Source organism: Melaminivora alkalimesophila (assembly GCF_000282995.1).
Classification (GTDB): domain Bacteria; phylum Pseudomonadota; class Gammaproteobacteria; order Burkholderiales; family Burkholderiaceae_C; genus Melaminivora; species Melaminivora alkalimesophila.
Map to the genome: position 1 here is coordinate 1 of NZ_ALEE01000723.1, position 3,782 is coordinate 3,782.

5 protein-coding genes are annotated in these 3,782 nt (G+C 71.5%); 4 read left to right on the forward strand and 1 reads right to left on the reverse strand.

The genetic code is table 11. The features are described 5' to 3' along the window. The first annotated feature begins 83 nt into the window (after positions 1-83). The 4 genes from A612_RS13985 (at position 84) to A612_RS14000 (ending at position 3,166) form a co-directional block, all read left to right on the forward strand. The gene (locus A612_RS13985; RefSeq protein WP_019375080.1) at positions 84-419 is read left to right on the forward strand and encodes an AzlD domain-containing protein; all 336 of its coding nucleotides are present in this window, start codon (positions 84-86) and stop codon (positions 417-419) included. A 107-nt stretch (positions 420-526) separates the two neighbouring features. After that, entirely contained in the window at positions 527-1,723 is a 1,197-nt protein-coding gene (locus A612_RS13990) for a phosphoglycerate kinase (protein ID WP_019375081.1), read from the forward strand. Between the two features lie 187 nt (positions 1,724-1,910). Further along, on the forward strand, positions 1,911-2,597 hold the full coding sequence (locus tag A612_RS13995; protein WP_019375082.1) for a hypothetical protein: 687 nt from the start codon (positions 1,911-1,913) through the stop codon (positions 2,595-2,597). Next, positions 2,594-3,166, forward strand: coding sequence for a FlgO family outer membrane protein (locus A612_RS14000; RefSeq protein WP_019375083.1), 573 nt, complete (start codon positions 2,594-2,596; stop codon positions 3,164-3,166). The genes A612_RS13995 and A612_RS14000 overlap by 4 nt, the downstream gene beginning before the upstream one ends. Before the next feature lie 82 nt (positions 3,167-3,248). On the opposite strand, the gene A612_RS14005 is transcribed toward A612_RS14000, so the two are convergent. Then, positions 3,249-3,782: TonB-dependent receptor domain-containing protein (locus A612_RS14005; RefSeq protein WP_040437020.1), on the reverse strand; the 534-nt coding region annotated here is incomplete at its 5' end.

The window sequence follows — 3,782 nt, forward strand, 5'->3', positions numbered from 1 at the left end:
GCCGTGGCGGCCGGCCTGGGCTTCGAGGCGGCCGAGCGGTCCTGGCGCCGCGCGCGGCGCGCCCCGGCCGAGCAGGAGCAGGCATGAACGGATCCTGGTTGCTGCCGATCCTCGCCATCCTGGGCCTGGCGGTCATCACGCTCGTCACGCGCGCCTTCTTCATGATCCCCGAGCGCGAGCTGCCCATGCCCGACTGGCTGCGCCGCGGCCTCAAGTACGCCCCGCTGGCGGCGCTGGCGGGCGTGATCGCGCCGGAGCTGCTGATGACCGACGGCGCGCTGCTGCGCACCCTGGCCGACGCCCGGCTGCCGGCCGTGCTGTGCGCGGGGGGCTACTATTTCTGGCGCCGCAGCATCCTCGGCACCATCGCCCTGGGCATGGCGGTGTATTTGCCGCTGCACATCGGCCTGGGCTGGTAGCCGCGCGGGCAGCCCCCGCCCCATCCTTCCTACAATCGGCCGCCCAGGGGCGCGCGCGCCACGCCGGCGTGCCCGCCTGCCCGTCCTCCGTTCCTTTCCCTTCCTCCATGCACATCCTTCGCTTCTCCGATCTTTGCGACCAGGGCCGGGTGCGCGGCCAGCGCGTGTTCATCCGTGCCGACCTGAACGTGCCGCTCGACGCCGCCGGCCGCATCACCGAGGACACGCGCATCCGCGCCTCCGTCCCCTGCATCCGCATGGCGCTGGAGGCGGGCGCGGCGGTGATGGTGACCAGCCACCTGGGCCGCCCGAAGGAGGGCGCGCTGCGCCCCGAGGATTCGCTCGCGCCGGTCGCCGCCCGCCTGGCCGAACTGCTGGGCCGAGAAGTGCCGCTGGTGGCCGATTGGGTGGATGGCGTCGAGGTGCAGCCCGGCCAGGTGGTGCTGCTGGAGAACTGCCGCGCCAACCCGGGCGAGAAGAAGAACGACCCGGCGCTGGCGCAGCAGATGGCGCGGCTGTGCGACATCTATGTGAACGACGCCTTCGGCACCGCGCACCGCGCCGAGGGCACAACCTACGGCATCGCCGAATACGCCCCGACCGCCTGCGCCGGCCCGCTGCTGGCCGCCGAGATCGACGCGCTCACGCGCGCGCTGGCCCACCCGAAGCGCCCGCTGGTGGCCATCGTCGCCGGCTCCAAGGTCAGCACCAAGCTGACCATCCTGCAGAGCCTGGCCGAGAAGGTGGACCAGCTGATCGTGGGCGGCGGCATCGCCAACACCTTCATGCTCGCCGCCGGCCTGCCGATCGGCAAGAGCCTGGCCGAAGCCGACCTGGTGGGCGAGGCGCGCGCCGTGATCGAGGCCATGGCCGCGCGCGGCGCCGAGGTGCCGATCCCGACCGACGTGGTGACGGCCAAGGCCTTCGCCGCCGACGCCGAGGCGACGACCAAGCGCGCGCAGGACGTGCAGGACGACGACATGGTCCTGGACATCGGCCCCGAGACGGCGGCGCGGCTGGCGCAGCAGCTGCAGGCGGCGGGCACCATCGTCTGGAACGGCCCGGTGGGCGTGTTCGAGTTCGAGCAGTTCGCCGGCGGCACGCGCGCCATCGCCGAGGCCATCGCCGCCTCCGGCGCCTTCAGCATCGCCGGCGGGGGCGACACCCTGGCGGCGATCGCCAAGTTCGGCATCGAGGACCGGGTGGGCTACATCTCCACCGGCGGCGGGGCCTTCCTGGAAGTGCTGGAGGGCAAGGAGCTGCCGGCGTTCGAGGTGCTGCAGCGGCGCGCCGGCACGCGCTGAAGGGCGGGCAGGGAAGGCAAAACAACAACAACCCGCCCCTGCCTGTGCACAGGGCGGTCGTCTGTAGGCCGATAGCGCTTGTCTTTGCCCCAGGCAGCCCGCAGAATTGTCCGAAAACCAAATGCGCTGCGGTCAGGCCGCCTTGTGGCCGTGCGCGGCGCCGTCATTCATCCTCTGGAGGGAACCCATGTCTTTGATCAGGACACTCGGCCTGTGCGCCGCAGCGGCTGCTGCGCTGGCGCTGGCCGGCTGCGGCAGCGCCCCGATCCCGCTCGCCAAGAACTTCGAGCTGACCAGCCAGCACAAGGTGCGCTCGGCAGGCCACTGGGAACTGCTCTCGCGCGACGTGGTGGCCCAGACGCGCAACACCTTGGAGCGTGCCGGCTACGGTGCGGATACTCCCCTGCATGTGGCCTTCCCGCCCAACCCGAGTGCCTTCGACCTGGCGTTCCGCGACTTCCTGATCACCGAGCTGGTGCAGGGCGGCGCGCCCGTGCAGCGCGATCCGGGCTCCGCCCTGGAGGTGTCCTACCACACGCAGCTGGTGCGCCACAACAGCGACCGGCCGCACTTCATCCCCGGCCAGTACACCATGATCGCCGCCGGCCTGATGGCCGCCTACGGTCTGCGCCACGAGCACATCGACGCCCAGCTGCTGGGTGCCCTGGGCCTGACGGTGGCGGCCGACTACGCCGCCAGCATGAGCTCCGGCGGCCCGACCAACACCGAGCTGATCCTGACCACCACCGTGAGCCGCGGCGGCCAGTACGTCGCGCGCAAGACCGACGTGTACTACCTCGAGAACGCCGACGCTCCGCTGTTCCTGCGCCCGCAGCACTACCGCGCCGTCAACCTGAAGGTGGTCTCGCAATGATCCGCACGCGCCCTTCCCTCTCGCTCCTCGCCCTGTCCTGCGCCGCAGCGCTGTTGGCCGGCTGCGCCCAGCCCAAGCCCCAGGTGCGCACCGAGCCCACCTACGAGAACGCCGCCCAGGCGCCGCTGGTGCGAAGCAGCCGCGACGCCGTGGCGCGCCTGCTCGGCAACCTGGACCTGTCCTCCACCGGCGCCGGCCCGGTGCTGGTGGCCACCGTCGTCAACGTGAACGACCTGCGCATGTCCGCCCCCCTGGGCCGGACCCTGTCCGAGCAATACGCCAGCGGCATGGCGATGTCCGGCTTCGACGTGAAGGAAGTGAAGCTGCGCGGCGACGTCTTCGTCAAGGAAGGCACGGGCGAGCTGCTGCTGTCGCGCGAGCTGCAAGACATCGCACGCCAGCACCACGCCTCCATGGTGCTGGTCGGCACCTACTCGCCGGCCGCCAGCTACACCTACGTCAGCCTGAAGCTGGTGCGCACCGAGGACAGCCGCATCATCCGCGCCCACGACTACGCGCTGCCCAACGACCGCGACGTGAACCGCCTGCTGGTGACCACGCCTCGCTAGGGCCAGCCGATCGACCAAGGCAAAGGCCACCCTCTCGGGTGGCCTTTTTGCGTGGCAGCTCACCGGGCCCTGCCCGGCCGGCTCAGAAGTCGTACACCACCGACAGGTGGGCGCTGCGCCCGGGCTGGGTCCAGGTGTCGTTGGTGGTGGATGCGGCCGCGAGGCCGTACACGTCGGGCCACAGCCAGTACTTGCGGTCCGTGAGGTTGCGCACCCCGAGGTTGACGCGCAGGTCCGGACGCACGCGCCACTGCACCGAGGCGTCGAGCACCGTCGCGGACGGGATGGTGAACTGGGTGTGGGGCGGCTTGACAGCGGTGCTGCTGTCCACGTCGCGCGCGCGCTTGGCTGCATGGTGGCGCGCATCGAGCTGCAGGGACCAGGGGCCGGTGGCGTAGTTCAGGCCGAGCGCCAGCTGGGCCGGGTCGATGGAGTTGAGCGGCTGGCCGGTGTTCAGGTTGGTGCCGCGCGCGCGGCCGTAGGCGAAGCTGGTCAGCAGCCTGCCGCCGGCGACGCTGCCCCAGTCGTAGCGCCCCTTGAGCTCGAAGCCGGAGATGCGCGCGCGCTCCACGTTGATCGCCTGGAAGAGGCGCGGGTCGGCGGCCGTGCCGCTGCC

Coding starts and splice junctions, on each gene's coding strand:
- A612_RS13985 (WP_019375080.1), top strand. CDS start 84: ATGAACGGATCCTGGTTGCTGCCGATCCTCGCCATCCTGGGCCTGGCG.
- A612_RS13990 (WP_019375081.1), top strand. CDS start 527: ATGCACATCCTTCGCTTCTCCGATCTTTGCGACCAGGGCCGGGTGCGC.
- A612_RS13995 (WP_019375082.1), top strand. CDS start 1,911: ATGTCTTTGATCAGGACACTCGGCCTGTGCGCCGCAGCGGCTGCTGCG.
- A612_RS14000 (WP_019375083.1), top strand. CDS start 2,594: ATGATCCGCACGCGCCCTTCCCTCTCGCTCCTCGCCCTGTCCTGCGCC.